At 63.7% G+C, this 19,849-nt stretch carries 14 protein-coding genes; 12 read left to right on the plus strand and 2 right to left on the minus strand.

The genetic code is table 11. The annotated features are described in order from the left end of the window. The first annotated feature begins 50 nt into the window (after positions 1–50). The 3 genes from clpB (at position 51) to ACFPN5_RS20695 (ending at position 4,553) form a co-directional block, all read left to right on the plus strand. Positions 51–2,672: an ATP-dependent chaperone ClpB gene (gene clpB, locus ACFPN5_RS20685; RefSeq protein ID WP_379785680.1), complete on the plus strand. Its 2,622-nt coding sequence runs from the start codon at positions 51–53 to the stop codon at positions 2,670–2,672. Between the two features lie 382 nt (positions 2,673–3,054). Next, entirely contained in the window at positions 3,055–4,224 is a 1,170-nt protein-coding gene (locus ACFPN5_RS20690; RefSeq protein WP_379785681.1) for a M4 family metallopeptidase, read from the plus strand. 35 nt (positions 4,225–4,259) lie between these two features. Beyond that, on the plus strand, positions 4,260–4,553 hold the full coding sequence (locus ACFPN5_RS20695; RefSeq protein WP_379785682.1) for a protealysin inhibitor emfourin: 294 nt from the start codon (positions 4,260–4,262) through the stop codon (positions 4,551–4,553). 87 nt (positions 4,554–4,640) lie between these two features. Here ACFPN5_RS20695 and ACFPN5_RS20700 read toward each other — a convergent pair whose 3' ends face one another. Next, positions 4,641–5,489 (minus strand): helix-turn-helix domain-containing protein, encoded by an 849-nt coding sequence (locus ACFPN5_RS20700; protein WP_379785683.1) that lies wholly within the window; start codon positions 5,487–5,489, stop codon positions 4,641–4,643. A gap of 416 nt (positions 5,490–5,905) precedes the next feature. On the opposite strand from ACFPN5_RS20700, the gene ACFPN5_RS20705 reads away from it, so the two are divergent. The 6 genes from ACFPN5_RS20705 to ACFPN5_RS20730 all read left to right on the plus strand — a co-directional run bounded on the left by ACFPN5_RS20705 (position 5,906) and on the right by ACFPN5_RS20730 (position 14,140). Then, on the plus strand, positions 5,906–8,014 hold the full coding sequence (locus ACFPN5_RS20705; RefSeq protein WP_379785684.1) for an alpha/beta hydrolase domain-containing protein: 2,109 nt from the start codon (positions 5,906–5,908) through the stop codon (positions 8,012–8,014). 71 nt (positions 8,015–8,085) lie between these two features. Beyond that, positions 8,086–8,727 carry a DVUA0089 family protein gene (locus ACFPN5_RS20710; RefSeq protein WP_379785685.1) on the plus strand — a complete coding sequence of 214 codons (642 nt, stop codon included), beginning with the start codon at positions 8,086–8,088 and terminating at the stop codon, positions 8,725–8,727. A gap of 231 nt (positions 8,728–8,958) precedes the next feature. Further along, on the plus strand, positions 8,959–9,624 hold the full coding sequence (gene paoA, locus ACFPN5_RS20715; RefSeq protein WP_379785686.1) for an aldehyde dehydrogenase iron-sulfur subunit PaoA: 666 nt from the start codon (positions 8,959–8,961) through the stop codon (positions 9,622–9,624). Continuing rightward, positions 9,621–10,574: an FAD binding domain-containing protein gene (locus tag ACFPN5_RS20720; RefSeq protein ID WP_379785687.1), complete on the plus strand. Its 954-nt coding sequence runs from the start codon at positions 9,621–9,623 to the stop codon at positions 10,572–10,574. Before paoA ends, ACFPN5_RS20720 begins: the two co-directional genes overlap by 4 nt. A gap of 3 nt (positions 10,575–10,577) precedes the next feature. Continuing rightward, positions 10,578–12,842, plus strand: a complete 2,265-nt coding sequence (paoC, locus tag ACFPN5_RS20725; protein WP_379785688.1) for an aldehyde oxidoreductase molybdenum-binding subunit PaoC — start codon at positions 10,578–10,580, stop codon at positions 12,840–12,842. An 89-nt stretch (positions 12,843–12,931) separates the two neighbouring features. Then, complete coding sequence (locus ACFPN5_RS20730) at positions 12,932–14,140, plus strand: MFS transporter (protein WP_379785689.1); 1,209 nt, start codon at positions 12,932–12,934, stop codon at positions 14,138–14,140. An 88-nt stretch (positions 14,141–14,228) separates the two neighbouring features. On the opposite strand, the gene ACFPN5_RS20735 is transcribed toward ACFPN5_RS20730, so the two are convergent. Beyond that, positions 14,229–15,002 carry a PEP-CTERM sorting domain-containing protein gene (locus ACFPN5_RS20735; RefSeq protein WP_379785690.1) on the minus strand — a complete coding sequence of 258 codons (774 nt, stop codon included), beginning with the start codon at positions 15,000–15,002 and terminating at the stop codon, positions 14,229–14,231. Between the two features lie 452 nt (positions 15,003–15,454). Between ACFPN5_RS20735 and aceA the strand changes: the two genes are divergently transcribed. From aceA to ACFPN5_RS20750, 3 genes are all read left to right on the plus strand, one after another. Beyond that, positions 15,455–16,753 carry an isocitrate lyase gene (gene aceA, locus ACFPN5_RS20740; protein ID WP_379785691.1) on the plus strand — a complete coding sequence of 433 codons (1,299 nt, stop codon included), beginning with the start codon at positions 15,455–15,457 and terminating at the stop codon, positions 16,751–16,753. Between the two features lie 205 nt (positions 16,754–16,958). Then, positions 16,959–18,248, plus strand: a complete 1,290-nt coding sequence (locus ACFPN5_RS20745) for a 23S rRNA (adenine(2030)-N(6))-methyltransferase RlmJ (RefSeq protein WP_379785692.1) — start codon at positions 16,959–16,961, stop codon at positions 18,246–18,248. A 221-nt stretch (positions 18,249–18,469) separates the two neighbouring features. Further along, a complete protein-coding gene (locus ACFPN5_RS20750; RefSeq protein ID WP_379785693.1) occupies positions 18,470–19,741 on the plus strand; it encodes an EAL and HDOD domain-containing protein in 1,272 nt (423 codons plus the stop codon). Positions 19,742–19,849 lie beyond the last annotated feature (108 nt).

Raw genomic sequence — 19,849 nt, forward strand, 5'->3', positions numbered from 1 at the left:
CGCATCCCAATGTTGTTTCCTAGTTATGAACACTCACTAGGGAGCACAATATGCGGCAAGACAAATTGACGACCAAGCTCCAGGAAGCGCTGGCGGACGCCCAGAGCCTGGCGGTCGGCAACGATAACCAGTACATCGAACCGGTCCACCTGCTGGTCGCCCTGTTGAACCAGGACGACGGCGGCGCCCGCTCGCTGCTGCAGCGCGCCGGCGTGAATGTCGGCGGTTTGACGAATGCATTGAAGAGTGGGCTGGAGCGCCTGCCGAAGGTGTCCGGCACCGGTGGCGAGACCCAGGTCGGGCGCGAGCTGGTGTCCTTGCTGAACCTGGCCGATCGCGAATCGCAAAAGCGCGGCGACCAGTTCCTGTCCTCCGAAATGATCCTGCTGGCGCTGACCGAGGACAAGTCCGACGCCGGCCGCCTGGCGCGCGAGCATGGCCTGGCGCGCAAGTCGCTTGAATCGGCGATTTCCGCCGTGCGCGGCGGCGAGAATGTCAATTCGCAGGACGCCGAAGGCCAGCGCGAGGCCCTGAAAAAATACACGCTCGACCTGACCGAACGCGCCCGCATGGGCAAGCTCGACCCCGTGATCGGCCGCGACGACGAAATCCGCCGCGCGATCCAGGTGCTGCAGCGCCGCACCAAGAACAACCCGGTGCTGATCGGCGAGCCGGGCGTGGGCAAGACGGCGATCGTCGAGGGCCTGGCCCAGCGCATCGTCAATGGCGAGGTGCCCGATTCCCTGAAGGGCAAGCGCGTGCTCTCGCTCGACATGGCCGCCTTGCTGGCCGGCGCCAAGTACCGCGGCGAATTCGAGGAGCGCCTGAAATCCGTGCTGAAGGAATTGGCCCAGGACGAGGGGCAGACCATTGTCTTCATCGACGAGATCCACACGATGGTCGGCGCCGGCAAGGCCGAAGGCGCGATGGACGCCGGCAATATGCTGAAACCCGCGCTGGCGCGCGGCGAGCTGCATTGCGTCGGCGCGACCACGCTCGACGAGTACCGCAAGTACGTCGAGAAGGACGCCGCGCTCGAGCGCCGCTTCCAGAAGATCATCGTCGACGAGCCAAGCGTGGAGGCGACGATCGCCATCCTGCGCGGCCTGCAGGAGAAATACGAGCTGCACCACAAGGTCGAGATCACCGACCCGGCGATCATCGCCGCCGCCGAGCTGTCGCACCGCTACATCAGCGACCGCTTCCTGCCGGACAAGGCGATCGACCTGATCGACGAGGCGGCCTCGAAGATCAAGATCGAGATCGACTCCAAGCCGGAAGTGATGGACAAGCTCGAACGCCGCCTGATCCAGCTGAAAATCGAGCGCGAAGCCGTGCGCAGGGAGACCGACGAAGCCTCGCAGCGCCGCATGGAGCTGATCGGCGAGGAAATCGCCCGCCTCGAGCGCGAGTACAACGATTTCGAGGAAATCCTGAAGGCGGAAAAGGCCGCGGTGCAGGGCACCACCCACATCAAGGAAGAGATCGAGCGCATCCGCTACCAGATGGAGGAAGCCAAGCGCCAGAGCAACTGGCAGGTGGTGTCGGAACTGCAATACGGGCAGCTGCCGCAGCTCGAAGCGCAGCTCAAGCAGGCCGAGGAGGCGGCATCACGCAGCGATGACGGGCCCGATGCGAATGCCAAGCCCAAGCTGCTGCGCACCCAGGTCGGCGCCGAGGAAATCGCCGAAGTGGTCTCGCGCGCGACCGGTATTCCGGTATCGCGCATGATGCAGGGCGAGCGCGACAAGCTGCTGCACATCGAGGAAAAGCTGCATGAGCGCGTGGTCGGCCAGGACGAGGCGATCGAGGCGGTGTCGGACGCGATCCGCCGTTCGCGCGCTGGCCTGTCCGACCCGAACCGCCCCTATGGTTCCTTCATGTTCCTCGGCCCGACCGGCGTCGGCAAAACCGAGCTGTGCAAGGCGCTGGCCGCCTTCCTGTTTGATACCGAGGAGTCGATGATCCGCATCGACATGAGCGAATTCATGGAGAAGCATTCGGTGGCAAGGCTGATCGGCGCGCCGCCGGGCTATGTCGGCTACGAGGAGGGCGGTTACCTGACGGAAGCCGTGCGCCGCAAGCCCTACAGCGTGATCCTGCTCGACGAAATCGAGAAGGCGCACCAGGACGTGTTCAACGTGCTGCTGCAGGTGCTGGACGATGGCCGCATGACCGATGGCCAGGGCCGCACCGTGGACTTCAAGAACACGGTGATCGTGATGACCTCGAACCTGGGTTCGCACAAGATCCAGTCGATGGACACCGACGAGCCGGCGGTGGTGAAGCTGGCCGTGATGGCCGAGGTGCGCGGCCACTTCCGTCCCGAGTTCATCAACCGCATCGACGACATCGTCGTCTTCCATGCGCTCGACGAGAAGAACATCGGCGCGATCGCCCGCATCCAGCTGCGCAGCCTGGAAGAGCGCCTCGCGAAGATGGAGATGACGCTCGACATCGACGAAGAAGCGCTGCAAAGAATAGCCGAGGCCGGTTTCGATCCGGTGTATGGCGCGCGGCCACTCAAGCGCGCGATCCAGCAGCAGATCGAAAATCCGCTGTCGAAAGCGATCCTCTCGGGCCGCTTCGGGCCGAAGGACACGATTCCCGTGCGCGTGCGGGCCGGGCAGCTGGTGTTTGGCGAAACCCAGCAGGTCGAGCTGGCGAAATAAGGCTGGCGAAATAAGCGGCCTGTCCGACAAGCTTGCAGGGATGAAGGGCGCAGCGATGCGCCCTTTTTTCGTCCTCTTCGATTGCAGGGCCCGCCCCGCGATCGTCTGCTTTGACAGGGATCAAAGGGGTCCGACTTGTTTCTGACTTGTCCTTGCTGGCCGCATGCCGCCTGCCTAGATTAATCATACTGGTTGGCGTCTTCCCTCTACCGGTCGAGCTTCTTTCGACACGAACATTCCATCGAGGCAGGAGGGAAGAAAACACGCATGCCAGGTCCGGATACTGTCAATAACAAGACCGGCTGCCGGTTCTTCCATGAAGACGGCCGGGGCCGGGAAACAGGGGGATGAGATGGAACACCGCTGCTCTATTCACTGCATCATGCCGCCTTACATCCTGAAGAACTTGCTGGACAAGGGTTCGCCGGACCAGCGCGACATGGCGCTCAAGGCACTGCTTTCGGCAACCGCACTACGCGCCGACCGGCGCTTCGTCGCCCGGCTCGGCTTCATCGCACCGGTGTCCGGCGCCGGCAAGCAGCGCATGATTTTCGACTGCCGCAACAAACCGACTACCCGCAATGCGGTCCTGGTCCGGCGCGAATCGGACCGCAGCAATGGCGATATCGCCGCCATCGAGGCCTTCGACGGCGTCGGAACCACCTACGATTTCTACAGCCAGATTTTTCATCGTAACTCGATCGATAACGCCGGGATGCGGCTCGACAGCTATGTGCATTACGGCGAGAAGTATCCGAACGCAATGTGGGATGGCCGCAGGATGATTTTTGGTGACGGCGACGGCGTCCTGTTCTCGAGGCTGACGCAGTCGCTCGACGTCATCGGCCACGAGCTGACCCATGGGGTCACCCAGTACACCGCCAATCTCGAATACCGCGGCCAGTCCGGGGCGCTGAACGAATCGGTCTCGGACGTATTCGGCTCGCTCGTCAAGCAGTGGTCGCTGTCGCAGACTGCCGCCCAGGCCGACTGGCTGGTCGGTACCGAATGCTGGACCCCGGACATCCACGGCGACGCCTTGCGTTCCATGAAAAATCCGGGCAGCGCCTATAACGATCCCCTGATCGGCAAGGACCCGCAGCCGGGGCACATGCGCGATTACAAGCTGCTGCCGGAAACGCCAGAAGGCGACATGGGCGGCGTCCACATCAATTCCGGCATTCCGAACCATGCCTTCTACCTGTTTGCCAGCTCGATCGGCGGTGTCGCCTGGGAGACGGCCGGCCAGGTCTGGTACGAGGCCCTGCAACGCAGCAAGAAGGACACCAACTTCGACCTGTTTGCGAACACCACCTATGCCATCGCCGGCGAAAATTTCGACACCTCGACGCAGCAAGCCCTCCAGGCCGCCTGGGACGAGGTCGGCATCAGGGTCGGCAAGAAGGAGAAAATCCTGACAGGCAGGACAGCGGCCGCGCGGGAACGGTCGAACGAGGACCTGGCGACGTCCATCGAGCGGCTGACCCGGCAAATCGGCAGCCTGCGGGACGATATCGAGGCCCTCAAGCAATCGTCCGGGCACGTTCACTGACGCCTATGACTAACCCTTTACCGCTATTCATACCGATGAAGATTACCCTGAAGCAGTACGGTGGATTGGCCCCGGTCACGCGCCCGCCGGTAGTCCTCGATACCGCGGACCTGGACCAGGACCGCGACGAAGTGGAAGGGCTGGCCCGTGCAGTATCTGCGCAGTCCAGCCCGCCGGCGCCGCCGCATCCCGACGGGATGAGCTATACGCTGGTCATTGACGGCGACGAGGGCATGCAGGAGGTGCGCGGTACGGACGGGTCGGCCACGGCCGAGTTCTCCGAGCTGGTGCAGCGGGTCAGGGGTTCCGGCAAGGCCGGGGGCGCCTGACAGGTCAAGACGGCGCGGCGCGCTAGCGCAGATCGAGGAAGGGCCTGGAGGGGCGCAGCGATGCGCCCCTTTTTTGCGCCACGCTATTTACCGGTGCTGCGCAAATTCCCGAGGCGAGGTTCCGGTTGATTTGCGGAACGCAAAACTGAAATGGCTGGGACTGGCAAACCCCAGTTCGAGCGCCACATCCGTGACGGATCGGTCAGACGATTTCAGGATGGTCTTTGCCCGCTCGACGCGCGCATGCATCACATAGCGATGAGGGGGCATGCCGGTCGCCTTGCTGAAGATGCGGGAAAACCGGCTCGGACTCAGGCGGGCGAGCGCCGCCAGTTCGAGCAGCGATATGTTGTTGCCAAGATTGGCGCCAATGTATTCTTCTATCAGCCTCAGCCTGGCTGGGGGAAATCCACCGCTTCGCCCCCGCCCATGCGGCTGTTCAGTACAGTGATTGCCGTAAAAATAAGTCAGTAATGCGAGCGATATCGACTCAGCAAAAATTTTGCCACATGGGCAGCCTCTGCCGATCTCGTCTTTGATGGAAAGCGCCATGTTGAACAGTTGCGGGTCCTCTCCATAGAGATGCAGTGGCAGTGAAGAAAAATTTTGCATCCTCCGATCCATTTCCTCGAAGGGAATTTGAATTGCCAAGCCTTCGTGGTCGCCGTCCACGCTGACATTGCGAATCTCGAGATCCTTGCCGACAAAGCTGTAGTCGCCGTATTTCCAGTTTCTTCGGAAGGTTTGCTTGCCATTGCTCCAGCTCACCTTTGGACTGCCCTTCAGATACAAAAGAAGATGCATCGATGGACAGGCCAGTCTTGACTGAAATCCCGAGCTTACGGAGAAGGACTTGACGGGTAGCCCACCCCATGGCGTGCCTCCCGCATCAGGAAGGGGTGACATCAGCAGCTGGATAGCGCGATCGGTGTTCATCTTGTCTCCGTCGGCGAGTCTGTGAGCGGACTGGACACGGGTCAGGCAAAAGCAAGTGTGCTCGTCAAATCGTAATGGGTAGTGGCAGCGATTACCTTAGAGCCAAATCAACAGAACTGGCTGCAGTACCGATCAGTGGCGCTACGCATACGCCATCGTCCGAGCATTCTTTTTTGCCGCCTCTGTCCCCACCGTAACAAAACCCTTCCGCTGTCCGGTCGCCATTCGAAAATCCCGGATAACAGGACGTTTTTATGAAATCACGCGTGTTTCATGAAAGCCGCGTGGGTGGAAAGACATCAGTATCGGGAAACCATCTTGCAAAAAGCGGCGCGCGCCGAGCGCCCATCATCGACCCGCACGACGCGGGAGGTGAACCGGTTATCGTCGGCCACATCATCCAGGAGACTCGTGCCATGAAAAGGTTTATGACCTCGCTACTTGCCAGTGGGGCCGCCGCAGCGGCCCTGGTGGCGCTTCCCGCTCCAAGCGCTGCCCACGTCACCCGCTTTGTCGTGAACGACCATGCGCTGGTCGCCGGCGGCATGAATTGGGGTAAGGCCGGCCCTTACGAGCGCTTGCGCGGAACGGCATATATGGAAGTCGACCCCGTGGATCCATTGAACGCGGTGATTTTTAACATCGACAAAGCGCCCCGCAATAGCCGCGGCATGGTCGAGTTTTCAACCCCGTTCGTCATGCTCAAGCCGGTCGACATGAATCGCAGTAACCACAAGCTCTGGGTCGGCCTGAACAACCGCGGCAACTGCATCGAGGTCAGTTTCGGCCGCGCGTTCCCGACTCCGGCCGGGGGCGGCGGGAACTGCAACCGGCTGTCGGCTGAGGAGATCGGTCCAGACAACCCACTGTTGCAGAAGGGATTCGTTATTGTCGACGCCGGCTGGCAGGGTGATGGCATTCCCGATCCCGACCGGGAGCAGCTCTACCCAAATTTCCCGGTAGCGGTCAATCCCGACGGCAGCCCGATTACCGGACCTCTCCGTCTGGAGTATCAGCTTGACGCGGCCACCTACACGCAACCGCTTCCGCAGCCCTTCGCCGGTCAATGGCGTGCTTACCCGGCCGCTGACCTGAACACGGCGAACGCCACGCTCACGGTACGGGATCGCGCCGATGCGCCGAAGGTGTCGATTGCAGCGAACCGCTGGGCGTTTGGACGCTGCGCGGCAGGGCGGCCGAGCCTGGTGCAGACGGCCACCGACATTTGCCTGTTCGACGGCTTTGCACCGAACAAGATATACGAGCTCATCTACACTGCCAGGGATCCCATCGTCATGGGACTGGCGTACGCCGTGCCGCGCGACATCGGCTCCTTCCTGCGCTATTCGATGACCGACCAGGCCGGCAACCGGAATCCGCTGGCGACGGGCCGCCCGGGTAGCGGTACCGGCATCGTGCGCGCTTACTCGTCAGGAACGTCCTCGACCGGCATGTACCAGCGCGAATTCCTCTACCTCGGCTTCAACGAAGACGAAGCGCGCCGCAAAGTGTTCGATGGCGTAACCATTTACTCGGCGGCAAGCTACCGGCTGTTTGCCAACGTCCAGTTCGCCCACCCGACCTTCTTTTCGGGCCAGGACCAGCACCAGGACTATACGTCGAACGCGATCGTGCCATTTACGTTCGCCGTGACGACCGATCCTGTCACCGGCGTCACCGATGGGCTGCTGAAACGGCCCGCAACCGATCCGCTGGTCATGCAAATCGACGAGGAACTCGTCTTCTGGCAATGGAAGGCGTCGCTCAATGTGGTCAATTCTGCAGGCACGCCGGTGCCGGTGCCTGACAAGGTCCGGCTCTACTTCCAGAACGGCTTCGGGCACATCGGCGCTTCGGGGCTGCTTGCCCCGGCCGGCCCGGCGGGGATCTGCAGGCACAATTCGCAGGGCATCGCTTCCGTTGGCATGACCCCGAGAGCGCTCGTCCAGGTCATGGACGACTGGGCCGATCGCGGCATTCCGCCTCCGCCCAGCAATTACCCGACCAAGGCAGACCTGGTGACGGTGCAGCAATATCAATCCTTGTTCCCCACCATCCCCGGTATGGAAGCGCCGACGGTCATGAACCAGGTCAACGTACTGGACTTCGGTCCCCTGTTCGGGCCAACCGGCGGCAACCGGACGGTCCTGCCTCCGCGCCTGGGCCCGCAATACCAGGCCCTGGTTCCCAAGCCCAGGCCCGGGGACGGAGCCGGTGCTGCCGGCATCCACACGATGTACACCCGGGCGCCGCTGGGTACCAATGTCGGATGGAACATCCGCGCCGCGCGCGCGCCGAACCTGTGCGGCCTGGCCGGCAGTTACCGGCCGTTTGCCCGCACCCGGGCCGAGCGGTTGGCAGCGGGCGATTCCCGCCCGTCCCTGGAAGAGCGCTACGGCAGTCACGCCGGCTTCGTCAACGCGGTGCGGCGCGCAGGCAAGGAACTCGTCAGGGAGCGCTTCCTGATGAAACAGGATGCCGACAAGTTCATCCGCGCCGCCGAGGAGAGCAACGTCCTGAAATGACGTCCGCTCGAGCCGCCATGCGGTCCAGGCTTTAACGAAATCAGTTTGCCAACATTCGCGGAGGAATCATCATGTTTAACAAGCTGCTGAAGGGCCTTCTTGGCCTCGCTGTGTCGACTCTCGGATCCGTGGCGCTTGCGGCTCCCGTTCCGGAAAGCGGCGATGCAGGAGCCTTGCCTTCCGATGCCCAAATCATGGGGGACATCGGTTCCATCACCAGCATCACGGGAAGGATCGAGTCTGCCCTGGACGTCGATATGTTCCAGCTCAACCTGGCATCACCTGCGACCTTGTCGTTCCTGACCGCAGCGACGAGCACAATCGATTCGCAACTGTTCCTGTTTAATTCCGCGGGAGCGGGCTTGTGGGCGAATGACGATATGGGTACGTCGCTCGATGCGCAGCTCACAGTTCCGCTCGCTTCCGGGGCTTACTACCTGGCAGTGAGCTCCTGGGAGCGCCGTCCCCTGGAAGGGCGGAACTTGCCGATCTTTGGCGATATGCGCGGCATGCTTCTAGCCCCGCTGAACCCGGGGATCGTTACAGCCTGGGGCGGGACGGGAGGCATTGGCGACTATACGATCAACGTGGCCATGGCGCCGATCCCCGAGCCCGCGACCTGGCTGTTGACGAGTGCCGGCGTATTCGCATTGCTGGGGCGCCGGCGTTTGCAGAGGGTCTCGACCAAGGGGGCCGGGGAGCCGGCGAAATAAGCCGGCATTCACAGCGAGGTCAGAGAAGGGCGCAGTGATGCGCCCTTTTTGTTGCGCGACATCTGCCGCTTGCCTGTTGAACCGGGGAAGCCTGCACCGTTTTGGGGCGCACTGGAGTGTTTCGGAAAAAACAAGCAAATCGCGAACGTCATACAATCAGATTTGCATGTTTCGCCAGGCCTGTGCTCCCGGTGGACGCCGATACGACCCAATTTCTCTGAAGGAAGAACGATGCCCGACTTCGATTCAAACCGGCGCCAGCTGCTCAAAGCGTCCGCCGTGGCGGTGGGCGGCGTCGCCGCCGCCTCCCAGCTGGCCCCCAATGCCGAGGCTGCTGCTGTCGCGCAGCCGGCTATCCCGGCCACCCCGGCCACCATGAGCATCCGGCTGCGCGTGAATGGCGCCGAACACCAGCTGATGGTCGATCCGCGCACGAGCCTGCTGGACGCGCTGCGCGAGCGCCTGCACCTGACCGGCAGCAAGAAGGGCTGCGACCAGGGCCAGTGCGGCGCCTGTACCGTGATCGTCGACGGCCGCCGCGTGACCTCCTGCCTGACCCTGGCCGTGATGCAGGAAGGCCATGAGATCACGACCATCGAGGGACTCGGCACCCCGAATAACCTGCATCCGTTGCAGGCCGCCTTCATCAAGCACGACGGTTTCCAGTGCGGCTTCTGCACCCCGGGGCAGATCTGCTCGGCCGTGGGCATGCTGGAAGAGCTGCGCGCGGGCGTGCCGAGCCATGTGACGGCCGACCTGAACACCGCGCCGCAAATGAGCCCGATCGAGTTCCGCGAGCGCATGAGCGGCAACCTGTGCCGCTGCGGGGCCTACTCGAACATCCAGGAAGCGATCGCCGAAGTGGCCGGCGTGGCTGCTGTGGGGGCGAAAGCATGAAGGCCTTCACCTACGAACGCGCCACCTCGCCGGCGCAGGCCGCCGCGACGGCCGCACGCATCCCGAATTCCCGTTTCGTTGCCGGCGGCACCAATTTGCTGGACCTGATGAAGCTGCAGATCGAAACGCCGTCGCACCTGATTGACGTCAACGACCTGGCGCTCGACCGCATCGAAGCGACCCCGAACGGCGGCCTGCGCATCGGCGCCCTGGTGCGCAATGCCGACCTGGCCAGCGACGCGCGCGTGCGCCGCGATTACGGCGTGCTGACGCGGGCGCTGGTGGCCGGCGCCTCGGGCCAGTTGCGCAACCAGGCGACCACCGCCGGCAACCTGCTGCAACGCACACGCTGCCCGTATTTCTACGATACCAACCAGCCCTGCAACAAGCGCAAACCCGGCAGCGGCTGCGGCGCCATCGGCGGCTTTTCGCGCCTGCACGCGATTGTCGGCCAGAGCGACATGTGCATCGCCACCCACCCGAGCGACATGGCGGTTGCCATGCGGGTACTCGATGCCCAGGTCGAAACCGTCAACCCGAGCGGCGCCACCCGCATCATCCCGATTGCCGACTTCCACCGCCTGCCGGGCAAGACGCCGCACATCGACCACAACCTGCAACCGGGCGAGCTGATCACGGCGGTCACCCTGCCGCCGCCGGTGGGAGGCATGCAGGTGTATCGCAAGGTGCGCGACCGGGCTTCCTACGCGTTTGCGCTGGTGTCGGTGGCCGCCATCGTGCAGCCGGGCGGCACGGGGCGCGTGGCGCTCGGCGGCGTCGCCCACAAGCCGTGGCGCGTCGAGGCGGCCGAGGCTGCGATGGGCCGCGGCGCCCAGGGTTTTGCCGCCGCCTTGCTGGCCGGCGCGCGCACGACCGAGGACAACGCGTTCAAGGTGCCGCTGGTCGAGCGCACGATTGCCTCGATCCTCGCTGATGCAAACAAAGGGTAAGCCATGAAATTCAACGAACCAGCCACCACCAACCCGATCGACCAGCTGAAAATTGTCGGCCAGCCGGTCAACCGTATCGACGGCCCCCTGAAGACGACCGGCACCGCGCCCTACGCCATGGACCGGCACGACGTGGTGCCCAACCAGGCGCACGGTTACATCATCGGCTCGGCCATCCCGAAGGGGCGCATCGTTTCGATGGACCTGGCGGCGGCCAAAGCCGCGCCCGGGGTGCTCGCCATCGTCACCGCGGCCAATGCAGGCAAGCTCAATAAGGGTAATTTCAATACCGCGCTGCTGCTGGGCGGCCCGCGCATCGAGCACTACCACCAGGCGGTCGCACTGGTCGTGGCCGAGACCTTCGAGCAGGCGCGCGACGCCGCCCACCTGGTGCGCATCAAGTACGAACGCGAAGGCGGCGTATTCGACCTGCATGCCGTGCGCAACAAGGCGGCGGCGCCGAAAAAGGATGGTTCGGCTGAAAGCAAGGTCGGCAACTTCACCGGTGCCTTTGCCTCGGCGCCCGTCAAACTCGACGCGGAATACCATACGGCGCACGAGTCGCATTCGATGATGGAGCCGCACGCGAGCATCGCGGCCTGGGACGGCGACCGGTTGACCGTCTGGACCTCGAACCAGATGATTGCGTGGAATGCGGGCGACCTGGCGAAAACGCTGGGTATCCCTAAAGCGAAGGTACACGTCATGTCGCCGTATATCGGCGGCGGCTTCGGCTCGAAGCTGTTTACGCGCGCCGATGCCCTGCTGGCCGCACTCGGCGCCAGGGCCGCGCGGCGTCCGGTCAAGGTGACCCTGCAGCGCGCGCTGATCCCCAACAACACGACCCACCGCTCGGCCACCATCCAGCGCATCCGCATCGGCGCTACGCGCGAGGGCAAGATCACTGCGATCGCCCACGACACCGCTTCCGGCAACCTCCCCGAAGGCAGCCCGGAGAACGCGGCGACCCAGACCCGCTCGCTATATGCGGGCGAACACCGCATGACCTCGAACCGGGTGGCCGTGATGGACCTGCCGGAAGCGAACGCCATGCGCGCGCCGGGAGAGGCGCCGGGCATGGCGGCGCTGGAAATCGCGATGGACGAGATGGCGGAAAAGCTCGGCATCGACCCGGTGCAGTTTCGCATTCTGAACGACACGCAGGTGGTGCCGGACAACCCTGAAAAGCCGGCATCGGCCGACCCGCAGTCGAAGAAGCCGGAAGAAAAAAAGAAGCACAACCCGCATCCGCCGTTCTCGCAGCGCCAGTTCATCCAGTGCCTGCAGACCGGCGCACAGCGCTTTGGCTGGGACAAGCGTTCCGCCAAACCCGGACAGGTGCGTGACGGCCGCTGGCTGGTCGGCATGGGCATGGCGTCGGCCTTCCGCGACAACATGCTGACCAAGTCGGCGGCGCGCGTGCGCCTTGACCGGCGCGGCTTCCTGACCGTGGAAACGGACATGACCGACATCGGCACCGGCAGCTATACCATCATCGCGCAGACGGCCAGCGAGATGATGGGCATCCCGCTCGAGCGCGTGAAAGTGCGCCTGGGCGACTCGAGCTTCCCCGCCTCCTGCGGTTCCGGCGGCCAGTGGGGCGGAAACAACTCGACGGCCGGCGTGTATGCCGCCTGCATGAAACTGCGCGATGCAGTGGCGCAGAAGGCCGGGTTCGACCCGCAGCGCGCCATCTTCGCCGACGGACTGGTGCGTGCCGGCGACAAGAGCATGCCCCTGGCCCAGGCGGTGGGCGAGCGCGAGATCGTGGCCGAAGACCTGATCGAGTATGGCGACATCAGCGAGCGTTTCCAGCAGTCGACCTTCGGCGCGCACTTCGTGGAAGTAGGGGTGGACGCCGTCACCTGCGAGGTGCGCATACGGCGCATGCTGGCCGTGTGCGCGGCCGGGCGCATCCTCAATCCGAAGACCGCGCGCAGCCAGGTGATCGGCGCGATGACGATGGGCGTCGGCGCGGCGCTGATGGAAGAGCTCGCCGTCGACGCCCGCCTCGGGTTCTTCGTGAACCACGACCTGGCGAGCTACGAGGTGCCGGTGCATGCCGACATCCCGCACCAGGAAGTGATTTTCCTCGATGAGACGGACCCGATGTCGTCGCCGATGAAGGCCAAGGGCATTGCCGAGCTGGGCATTTGCGGTGTGGCGGCGGCAATCGCGAACGCGGTCTACAACGCCACCGGGGTGCGGGTGCGCAGCTATCCGATTACCCTGGACAAGCTGATCACGAAGATGCCGCTGTCGGTGTAACAGGCTGGAAGAAAGGCAGGGCGCGCCAGCAGGCTTGCGCGCTTTTGTCTACACTGGCTGCTCTCCAGTTTTCAACGGTCGGCAACACCATGAGTTCAACAAGCCTGCGCCAGGATGCGCGCGTGATCGGCCTGGTCGGCGTCTCGCACGGGGTGTCCCACTTTTTCCACCTGATCCTGGCGGGCTTGTTCCCCTGGCTCAAGGCCGCGTTCGCCTTGTCGTATGCTGAGCTCGGCCTGCTGATGACCGTGTTTTTCGTGGTCTCGGGAATCGGCCAGGCCTTGTCGGGGTTCATCGTCGACCGCGTCGGCGCGCGCCTCGTGCTGTTTTCCGGGCATGCATTGTTGGGTATCGCGGCGCTGCTGCTGGCGAGCGCGCCGAACTACGCGGTGCTGATGCTCGGCTCGCTCCTCGCCGGCTGCGGCAACGCCGTGTTCCACCCGGCGGGCTACACGCTGCTCAATCAAAACGTGTCGAAGGAACGCCTGCCGCACGCGTTCTCGGTGCACGGTATTTCCGGCAACATCGGCTGGGCCGCGGCGCCCCTGTTCCTCGCCGCGGTCGCCACGCTCTCAAACTGGCGCATCGCGCTGTTGTGCAGTGCCGCGATTCCGTTCTGCATGCTGACGGTCCTGCTGCTGAACCGCAAGGCGCTGGCGGTGCGCGCTACGCCCCAGCCGCAAGGCGCCGCCGCACCCGGCGGTTCCTTCGCCTTCCTGCGCTTGCAGCAGGTCTGGATGTGCTTCGGCTTCTTTTTCCTGACCTCTGTGGCGCTGGGCGGCATCCAGGCTTTCTCGTCCACCAGCCTGAGCGCGCTGTACGGCATTTCGCTGGCAACGGCCGCGACCGCTTACACGACCTTCATGCTGTCGTCCGCGGTCGGCATGGTGGCCGGCGGCTTCCTTGCCGCCCGGGCCCACAACCACGGGCGCACGATCGCGATTGCCTTCCTGTTCGCCGCCGCTCTGGCGCTGCTGCTGTCGGCATCGAGCGTGCCGGGGTCGATGGTGCTGGTGGTGATGGGTGCGATGGGACTGGCGATGGGCGTCGCCGGCCCCTCGCGCGACCTCCTGATTCGCGCAGCGGCGCCGCCGAACGCAAGCGGGCGCGTGTTTGGCATCGTCTATTCCGGACTGGACAGCGGCATGGCTGTCGGCCCGCTGCTGTTCGGCACGCTGATGGACGACGGCCAGCCGGCCGCGCTCTTCATCGGCGTGGCGCTGTTCCAGACGCTGGCGATCGCCACGGCCGTGGGGGCGGGCGCCAACGGGCGCGCACCGGTGCCGCAGAAGGCCTAGGCCCGGAGCTGGACGAACCCGGTTGAACGAAAAAACGCGCGGACCGCAAGGTCCGCGCGTTTTTATGATGTGCTGGCGGGCCCGGAGATCAGCCGCGCTTGCGCAGCATGAATCCCATCAGGACAAGGCCGGCGAACATCAGCGCAGCACTTTGCGGTTCCGGCACCTCGTTCGCCGCATCCGGCAGCTCGCCTGCCGGCAGCCCGCCTGCCGGCAGCAGGACCAGCGGCGGCGATTCCGGCAGCTTTACAGGCTGAGCCTCCGGCGGCGTCACAGGTGGCGTCACAGGCGGAGTGACAGGCGGCGTCGTCGGCGGCGTCACAGGAGGTGTCACCGGCGTCCCCGGAGGCGGTACGACGACAGGGAAGGAAGCAGGGATGGCCAGCGACACCAGGTCACCGGTTTTCTTGCCCCTGCTGTCGAGGAAGTTCACCTTCAGGTGCGGCTCGTCGAGGTCCGGTGCGCCGGTGAAGGCAAAGGCGAACATCATGTTGTCGGCCAGACGGATCGGGCCGCCGGACAGGCACAGCGCCTGTGTGTCCGAGTTCTTGCTGCCGCCGCCACTGCAGCCATGGGCATTCAGTTCGAGCGAGCTGAGCTTCCATGCCCCGGCGCCGGTCGGCGCGGAGACCAGCGAGACGCTGTCGAATTGCCCGATACCCTTGATCCCCACCGCGCCGAGCAGGGTGGCCTTTGTCCAGTCGCCGCTATGCTTGGCTGCATCGATTTCCAGCGTGAGGATATTGTTGGCCCAGGTGGTCGTGAACACCACGTCCTGGTAACTCAGCACGCCCGCCTGGGCGGAACCGATTCCGGCGCTTGCGGCGAGCGCCAGTATTAATTTGCGAAAAGTCGTCTTCAAATCCATTCCCTTTATGCGCATAGTGTTTTCTGCGCTCTTGTTATCTGTAATGACATCAGGGTCGAATGCTGCCTGTTCTAATGCTATTGGTCAACAAATAATGAAATAAGGAAATAAGTCGAGCGGATACGCAACGATTTGCAACTTTCTTGATCGGCGCAGGACACGAATCCATGCCATTGCTAAAAGCCAGATTTTCACAATGTGAAATCATGATCTCATGGCGTGGAAAGGTGCAGCACAAAAGCACGCCGCGCGCCTCCCGTTTTGAGAAAAATCGTTCCACATCGTGGAATGTGGGGCTCAACCCATTGTTTTTAATAAGAATAAAAATAATCATTTGTCTTATATAAGACCAATTGTGCCCTGCACAACCTGATCTATGATTTGTCTAACAGAGTTCATCTCGCAATAACTTTTTTTCAGTTTTCTAATCCATCAGGAGAAACACCATGGCAACTCGTGAACAGCAGATCGCAGCCTTGCAAACCGACTGGGAAACCAACCCGCGCTGGAAGGGCGTCGTGCGCAATTACACCGCGGAAGATGTGGTCCGCCTGCGCGGTTCGCTCCAGATCGAGCACACGCTGGCCAAGCGCGGGGCCGAAAAGCTGTGGGACCTCGTCAACAACGAGCCCTTCGTGAATGCCCTCGGTGCGCTGACCGGCAACCAGGCGATGCAGCAGGTGAAAGCCGGCCTGAAGGCCATCTACCTGTCGGGCTGGCAGGTCGCGGGCGATGCCAACGTGGCTGGCGAAATGTATCCGGACCAGTCTCTGTATCCGGCCAACTCGGTGCCGCTGGTCGTGCGCCGCATTAACAATACCTTCCAGCGTGCCGACCAGATCCAGTGGTCCGAAGGCAAGGACGACATCGATTACTTCGCGCCGATCGTGGCCGATGCCGAGGCCGGTTTCGGCGGCGTGCTCAACGCCTTCGAGCTGATGAAGTCGATGATCGAGGCGGGCGCGGCCGGCGTGCACTTCGAAGACCAGCTGGCCTCGGTCAAGAAATGCGGCCACATGGGCGGCAAGGTGCTGGTGCCGTCGCGCGAAGCGGTCGAAAAGCTCACCGCCGCGCGCCTCGCGGCCGACGTGATGGGCACCCCGACCCTGGTGATCGCCCGTACCGACGCCGAAGCGGCCGACCTGCTCACTTCCGACGTCGATCCGATCGACCAGCCGTTCTGCACCGGCGAGCGCACCGTCGAAGGTTTCTACAAGGTGCGCCCGGGCATCGACCAGGCGATTTCGCGCGCGCTGGCCTATGCCCCGTTTGCCGACCTGGTCTGGTGCGAGACCGGCAAGCCGGACCTGGAATTCGCGAAAAAATTTGCCGACGCCGTGCACGCCAAGTTCCCGGGCAAGATGCTGGCCTATAACTGCTCGCCTTCGTTCAACTGGAAGAAGAACCTGGACGACGCGACAATCGCCAAATTCCAGAAGGAACTGGGCGCAATGGGCTACAAGTTCCAGTTCATCACCCTGGCCGGTTTCCACTCGCTGAACCACGGCATGTTCAACCTGGCCCACGGCTATGCGCGCCGCGGGATGTCGGCCTTCGTCGAGCTGCAGGAAGCCGAATTCGCCTCCGCCGAGAAGGGCTTCACGGCGGTCAAGCACCAGCGCGAAGTCGGTACCGGTTATTTCGACGCCGTCACCCAGACCATCCAGCAAAACCAGAGCTCGACCACGGCGCTGCACGGCTCGACCGAGGACGAACAGTTCTTCGACGAGAAGAAAGTCGCCTGACCATTATCAGGAAGAGGGTTGTTCGCCCATTCGGCTGGCCGTGGCCGGGTGCGATGGGCGAACCAAAAAGCCGGGGCGTCACAGCCCCGGCTTTTTCCTTTTTACTCGATTAGTTTCGGCCCTGTGCGGTTGTAGTGGATAATGTCGAACATTGCGCCGCCCGCTCGGCGGCATCTGCATCGACTCTTTTTTTGGAATTCCCCCTATGTTGAGCTACCGCCACGCCTTTCACGCGGGTAATCACGCCGACGTCCTCAAGCACTTCGTCCAGGTCCAGCTGCACCTGTACATGAACCAGAAGGACACCGCCTACACCTACATCGACACCCACTCGGGCGCCGGCGTGTATGCGCTCGACAGTTCGTTCGCCAGCAAGAATGCCGAATTCGATACCGGCATCGGTCCGCTGTGGACCCGCACCGACCTGCCGCCGGCGCTCAATGAGTATGTCAAGCTGGTCAAGGGCATGAACCCGAGCGGCAAGATGCGCTACTACCCGGGTTCGCCCTATGTGGCCGACCAGATGACGCGGCCGGAGGATCGCCTGCGCCTGTTCGAACTGCATCCGGCCGACAGCAAGATTTTGGCGGAAAACTTCCGCAAGGCCGAGGCGCACAAGGCCGAGCAGGGCGAACGCGCGCGCGGGCGCCGGGTGATGATCGAGCGCGGCGACGGCTTCCTCAGCCTGAAAGCCTTGCTGCCGCCGCCCTCGCGCCGCGCGCTGGTGCTGATCGACCCGCCCTACGAAATGAAGGACGACTACCGCAAGGTGAAGGATGCGATCGAGGAGGCGCTCGGGCGCTTCCCGGCCGGCATCTACGCCGTCTGGTATCCCTTGCTGCAGCGTATGGAATCGCGCCAGTTCGCCGACCGCCTGAAGCGCCTGCCGGCCAAGGAATGGCTGAATGTGACGCTGACCGTGTCGACGCCGGGGCCGGACGGCTTCGGCCTGCACAGCAGCGGCATGTTCATCCTGAACCCGCCGTACACGCTCGAGCCCTTGCTGCGCGAAGTCATGCCTTACCTGGTGAAAGTGCTGGGCAAGGATGCGGGTGCGACTTTCGTCATCGAACGCGGCACCCAGGTGACGGGTGCGGCGGCGGGCCGTGTCGGCGCCGGCGGTGCGACGCGCCAGCCGGTCGGCAACGCGCGCCGCGCGAGCCCGCTGTCGGGCACGGGAAGCCTGCGCCTGCCGGGCCAGCCCTCGGTCCAGCGTGCGCTGGAGGAGGCGGCAGCGGCGGCGGATGCACGCCGTCCGATCGGCGCACCGAGCGCCAAGGCCGGCGCGCCAACCGCGAACCCGGCCGCAAAGGTGGAAGCTGCCTCGCGCGCCAAGCGGTTTTCGCGTCCCGCCGCCGAGGGGGCAGCTCCACGCGCCGCCAGCGGGCGTCCGCAGGCAGCAGGTGCGGGCGGCCGGTCCTCGTCTACCCGGCCGGATGGCAGCGGCACCGCGCGCACGGGTGCCGGTCCGGCCAAGGCACGCAAGCCGCGATAAGCACCGGAGCCGGGCTGCCCGTCCGGCCACCGATTTGCACCTCACTACCCTCAACGCATAGAGAAGCCCGGCGCGTGCGCGCAACACCTCACGCCCGTTGAGGCGCGCATTTCGATGTAAAAATGTAAAGATTCGCGGTTTGGTGTATAGTCGGAGGAGGTGTGCGACGACGCGCGTCTGTTGCCGCGCCCGCCGCGTAGCAATTGTTTTCAGGAGCTTACATGCATGCCGAAGTAAGGGCAGTATCGAACACGATACCGTCCGACGAATTTTTCCTGGCGCGCCAACCGATCCTCGGGCGCGACCAGCACCTGGTTGCCTTCGAGCTGCTGTTTCGCGCCGCGGGTGAGCACGACGACGCCCGCCTGACAAATGGCGCCGCCGCGACCGCGGCCGTCATTTCCCATGCGTCGCAGCTCGGTCTGGCACAGGTGGTGGGGGAGAAATTGGCATTCGTGAACGTTGATGCCGACGTCCTGATGAGCGATTTTGTCCGTTTCCTACCTCCAGATAAGGTTATCCTCGAAATTCTGGAAACCGTCAAGCCGACCCAAGAGTTGCTGGCCCGGGTCGCGGCCTTGAAGGAGCGTGGCTTCAAGTTCGCGCTCGACGACGTCATCGAGCATACCGACGAAGTCGAGCAGCTACTCGGCCTGGTCGACGTGGTCAAGATCGACTTGCAGGGCGTGGCAAAGGAAACCCTCGGGCCGCTGGTCGCGTCGATGCATGCGGCCGGCAAGAAGCTCCTTGCGGAAAAAGTCGAGACCCAAAGCGAATTTCGGCTCTGCCAGGAACTCGGCTTCGATTATTTCCAGGGTTATTATTTCGCGCGTCCCGTGATCCTTAGCGGCCGCAAGATCACGCCCTCGGAACTGGTCATCCTGCGCCTGCTCGAGCTGATCAACAGCGCGGCGGACGATACCGTGATCGAAACAGCGGTCAAGCGCGATGCGCTGATCAGCCTGAACCTGCTGCGCCTGGTGAACAGCCGCGCGTCAGGGCCGGACAACCGGATCGAATCGGTTGCCGAGGCGCTGAACAAGTTAGGGCGCAAGCAATTGCGCCGCTGGCTGCAGATCCTGCTCTACACCACGCCGGGCAACCCGGTCGAACTGGCCTCGCCGCTGCTGCAGCTGGCCACCACGCGCGGCAAGCTGCTCGAGCTGATGTCGCTGCAGGTGCGCCCGGGCGATGTGGTCGGCGCCGAGCGTGCCTTTACGGTCGGAATCATGTCGCTGGCGGACGCGCTGTTTTCGATGCCGATGGCCGACATCCTCGACAATGTCGAGCTGGCCGACGACGTGCGCGCTGCGCTGCTGGGACGCGCCGGCGACCTCGGCACCATGCTCGACCTCGTCGAGCGCCTGGAAAAAGCCGACACCGACCGCCAGTTCACGGCCGCGCTGCACAAGCTGGAGCTGACCTCGAAGCAGGTGCGCGAGATCGAGCTGGCGGCGTTTGACTGGGTGCGCGAACTGGTCAGCGAAGGGTAGGGTGGGCGGGGGATTTCAGTCCGGGGGACTGAAATCCTGCTCACGCGTTCGACCGGCGCAAGATCAGCCGCGCAGGCATTCCGAGCGTGATTTGAACGCGTGAGGTAA

Origin of the sequence: Massilia niabensis, assembly GCF_042655085.1 — a bacterium.
GTDB lineage: Bacteria > Pseudomonadota > Gammaproteobacteria > Burkholderiales > Burkholderiaceae_D > Telluria > Telluria niabensis.

What these genes read in the sequence shown, in the direction of transcription:
- ACFPN5_RS20745 (WP_379785692.1), top strand. Translation starts at nt 16,959, where the DNA reads ATGTTGAGCTACCGCCACGCCTTTCACGCGGGTAATCACGCCGACGTC.
- ACFPN5_RS20705 (WP_379785684.1), top strand. Translation starts at nt 5,906, where the DNA reads ATGAAAAGGTTTATGACCTCGCTACTTGCCAGTGGGGCCGCCGCAGCG.
- ACFPN5_RS20700 (WP_379785683.1), bottom strand. Translation starts at nt 5,489, where the DNA reads ATGAACACCGATCGCGCTATCCAGCTGCTGATGTCACCCCTTCCTGAT.
- clpB (WP_379785680.1), top strand. Translation starts at nt 51, where the DNA reads ATGCGGCAAGACAAATTGACGACCAAGCTCCAGGAAGCGCTGGCGGAC.
- paoA (WP_379785686.1), top strand. Translation starts at nt 8,959, where the DNA reads ATGCCCGACTTCGATTCAAACCGGCGCCAGCTGCTCAAAGCGTCCGCC.
- ACFPN5_RS20750 (WP_379785693.1), top strand. Translation starts at nt 18,470, where the DNA reads ATGCATGCCGAAGTAAGGGCAGTATCGAACACGATACCGTCCGACGAA.
- ACFPN5_RS20690 (WP_379785681.1), top strand. Translation starts at nt 3,055, where the DNA reads ATGCCGCCTTACATCCTGAAGAACTTGCTGGACAAGGGTTCGCCGGAC.
- ACFPN5_RS20695 (WP_379785682.1), top strand. Translation starts at nt 4,260, where the DNA reads ATGAAGATTACCCTGAAGCAGTACGGTGGATTGGCCCCGGTCACGCGC.
- ACFPN5_RS20730 (WP_379785689.1), top strand. Translation starts at nt 12,932, where the DNA reads ATGAGTTCAACAAGCCTGCGCCAGGATGCGCGCGTGATCGGCCTGGTC.
- ACFPN5_RS20720 (WP_379785687.1), top strand. Translation starts at nt 9,621, where the DNA reads ATGAAGGCCTTCACCTACGAACGCGCCACCTCGCCGGCGCAGGCCGCC.
- ACFPN5_RS20710 (WP_379785685.1), top strand. Translation starts at nt 8,086, where the DNA reads ATGTTTAACAAGCTGCTGAAGGGCCTTCTTGGCCTCGCTGTGTCGACT.
- paoC (WP_379785688.1), top strand. Translation starts at nt 10,578, where the DNA reads ATGAAATTCAACGAACCAGCCACCACCAACCCGATCGACCAGCTGAAA.
- aceA (WP_379785691.1), top strand. Translation starts at nt 15,455, where the DNA reads ATGGCAACTCGTGAACAGCAGATCGCAGCCTTGCAAACCGACTGGGAA.